The organism is Streptomyces sp. NPDC007095 (assembly GCF_040634475.1).
Classification (GTDB): domain Bacteria; phylum Actinomycetota; class Actinomycetes; order Streptomycetales; family Streptomycetaceae; genus Streptomyces.
On sequence record NZ_JBEYFS010000459.1, the window covers coordinates 1 to 3,277 of the forward strand.

3 protein-coding genes are annotated in these 3,277 nt (G+C 61.9%); all 3 read right to left on the reverse strand.

Going from position 1 to position 3,277, the window contains the following annotated elements; translation table 11 throughout:
• Positions 1-122: 122 nt before the first annotated feature.
• Complete coding sequence (locus ABZ656_RS57225; RefSeq protein WP_129592427.1) at positions 123-671, reverse strand: hypothetical protein; 549 nt, start codon at positions 669-671, stop codon at positions 123-125.
• A 556-nt stretch (positions 672-1,227) separates the two neighbouring features.
• Positions 1,228-2,127: a ParA family protein gene (locus ABZ656_RS57230; RefSeq protein ID WP_101408547.1), complete on the reverse strand. Its 900-nt coding sequence runs from the start codon at positions 2,125-2,127 to the stop codon at positions 1,228-1,230.
• 846 nt (positions 2,128-2,973) lie between these two features.
• On the reverse strand, positions 2,974-3,277 hold a 304-nt coding region (locus ABZ656_RS57235), incomplete at its 5' end, for a hypothetical protein (protein ID WP_360280568.1).

Below are 3,277 nucleotides of genomic sequence, written 5' to 3' on the forward strand. Positions count from 1 at the left end.
GAAGAATCGCTTGGCCATCTGGCCGCGCTCCGCCAGGTACCGCCTGTATGCACGGACCAGTTCTGCCTCACGTCGGTCGACGACGACCAGCCCTGATGGGAGGCGGCCCCTTCGTCTTGGACTTAGCTCTCGAACGTCAGTGGACCTTCGCTCGCGAGATCCTTGAGGAAACGTGCGAGCACAGCAGAGTAGATGTGATAGCCGGTTCGCGCCTTGCCTGCCGCCTTGAGGTGATTCGACAACGGGCGGACGATGGCGAGCACTTCGGGACTCACCCGGTAGGACGACTGCTGTCCTTCGGGAATCCGGCGAGCTCCCATGTCCCGGAGGAAGGACTCGGCGAGATCGAGTTGCTCTTCGAGTGTTGCGGGCAGGTGCATGGTCATCGCGGCGTTGACGTACTGCGCTGACGTAAGTGGCAGGCCTGTTGCCGCACTGTCTTCGGCCGCGCGCTTGTTCACCTGAGTGATCTGGGCAGGCGTGAAGCGGAAGGGATGTGCTGCCCAATCCTTCTTCCTCAGCCGCAGGTCGATCACACTCTCGGTGTAAGACTTCTCGAGGATTTGCTGAGCGGTCTGGCGACGTCGGGCGCGCGGTGTCGTAGAGCGCTTCTTTGCGTCGGCCTCTTTGTCGTCGTCGGCGTCGATGGTTACGTCATCGCCATCTGACACTTCGGTAGTTTCGGAGTGATTGCCTGTCGGCGTGAGTTGGGTTCGGTCAGACTTGCTGCCGACGCCGTTCGCCTCAGCAGCGACTTCAGGCTCTTCAGCAACTACGCGCCGAGAGTCCGAAGTCGTGGACTGAGCTCCGGTGGGTTGGTCGGGGATGTCACTCGCTGGCTCAAACTCACTGGCCGGCGTGGTGCTTCGAACTCCGCGATGTTCGGGAAGCCCTGTCTCCTGAGCGTGTGGGGCGTGGTCAGCCGACGAAGGATGGAGCGCGACCGGTTCTGCAGGCCGGGCAGAGCCGGTAGTCGGTGCCGTTTCAGGGGCGCTGGCCGCCGCCTGAGGGCGGTCCGGTGTTGTGATGGGGTCGGGCGACGGCGCATCGTCGGAGGTTGGGGGTCCCGGAATGGCTCCTTGACCTCCCCCAAGATACGACCTGTTGACCGTCTCCTTTACACCGCTTAGCGCCGGGTTGTTGAGGAGGGCACCGTTACTTTCGGGACGTCGGAGAGCGGTGAGGCGTTTCGCGGCCGCCTTCTTCGCTGTCCTCTTGGCCGGAGGCTCAGACATCTGCTGCCTCCGCGCCTGCGTCAGGGAGCTGCGCGATCGGCCAGGTCGACTCAGGTGCGTCCATGCGGTCAAGGAGCTCCTGAAGGAGATCGGTGTACTGCTTGCCGCACGACTGGTTGGGGTGCTGGAGGACGGCCGGCCTTCCGTCGAAGTAGGCCCGGGAGATGCGCCGATCCCTGCGGATATCCGTTACGTAGGGGTACAGGCCGCCGTTGATCATCATGTCGAGGATGTTGAGATCCTCTATGGTCCAAGCCGACTCAGGGTTGGAGCGGTTCATGAACGCTCCGAGGAAGCGCGGCTTGCACTCGCCAGCAGTGAGGTTTTCGACGGCCTGAACGGCCTCCTTGAGGATCATCGCCCCCTTGATCGTGGGGTACTCCGGGTTGACGAGGCTGATGACGTGGTCGGCCGCGGCCAGGCCGACGGCGTTGAGGGACGAGACAGCAGGCGGTGTGTCGATGAGGATGTAGTCGAACTCGCCTGAGAACTCATGGAGCAGCCGGCGCCTAAGGACTGGTGTGTCGGAGTACGGCCTTGTGACGAACGCATTCTGAGCCGCAGTCATCGTCGATTCCTCTGATGCGAGAACGCACAGACGACCACCGTCGTACTCGCTCACGAGTTCGCTTCGGTCGTACATGATCTTCGCGAGGGGGTCGCGGCCTCCCGCCTTCGTGAGGGAGTCGGTAAGGGCGAGCCCCAGGGACCTGCGGATTTCATCCTCGGAGACGAGGTTGACTCCAAGGGCTGACCCGGCCTGAGCTTGAGGCTCGAGGTCGATGATGAGGACGTTTGCCCCGTCCATGGCCAGTCGGCAGCCAAGGTTGACCACCGTGCTCGTCTTGCCAACCCCTCCCTTCTGCGTAGCGATCGCCAAGACGATGGTCATGGTGGATGCCTTTCAGTGTGGGGAGGTTTGACCGTTTTCGCGTGCCACGTCGCGACTTAGGTTGGGCTGGCTACGGCAAGGCGGAGGCTTGGAAGTCTCGCAAAAACTGGGGTGTTTGCGACACTTCTGAGCACCGGCTTGATGTGGAGCGGGCCTTGATGTGCTACGTCGTGACACGAGGAAGATAACAGGAATGGGGTGCAGTGCAGTGCGGGACCTGTGTTTCCGCGTGTCACGTGGAGGCTGAGCGATGCGGCCGAAGCAGGTGGGGTGGACTCGAGTACTCCCTGCTCGGGGGTTGATGCACGGTGATGGGCCCGTGCTGGGCGTACAGGCGGACCGGAGGGGGTCGCGGACGGGTCGGACTGTTGAGGTGTCAAGAGCGGGTGACGTGACTGGGCGGGAAGGGTGGGAGCAGCCGCAGTCGGCAAGGAGCCAGATGATGTCCGGAGGGCAGAAGCGGACATGTATGCCCTTGTATTGCCAGGTGAGTGGCTAGATGGCTGCACAACAAAGCCTGTAGCTACTTAGATCGCTACAGGGCTACTTGGCACCCTGCATACATCGCTACTTAGATCCCTACGTAGCTACTGCTCACCCTACATCTATCCCTATAAAGATCCCTACAAAAATTGATGGGTGAGCGGTCGAGCCCTTTGGGAAGCAAGGCGTTAGGTGAGTGGGTGCGACCGCGCGCAGGTCTATGACACCTGGAATCTCTACTTGTCCAGCTGAGTAATCATTTGCGTACCTAGTAAGGCTCATAACCCCTTCATCAGGAACGACTCTGTCAACCTCATCCACTCACTGCGGAGTAGGCGGCCTAGTTGAGGAGGTAGTTCACAACTACATACCAGCCTGAAGTAGATGACGGCGCAGCAAGACGTGAAGGTGATGACGTATGCAGCGACCGAGGAAACGATGAAGTACTGGGGCGAGCGTGCGCAGTCCGTCAGTGACGGGAGGAGAGGCCGCCCTACTCACCAGGACGACCGTGGCGAGAAGCCCGACCGGTCCCGAGACGAGTTCGGTGATGAGGGCCTGCGCCCGGCGCGGGTTCGCCGGTTGCACCGACCACTCCTTCCCGGAGACGTCGGCGCTCCAGGGTGCGGGCGCGAGCGCGTCGGCTTCGAGGAGCCGTAACGTCAGC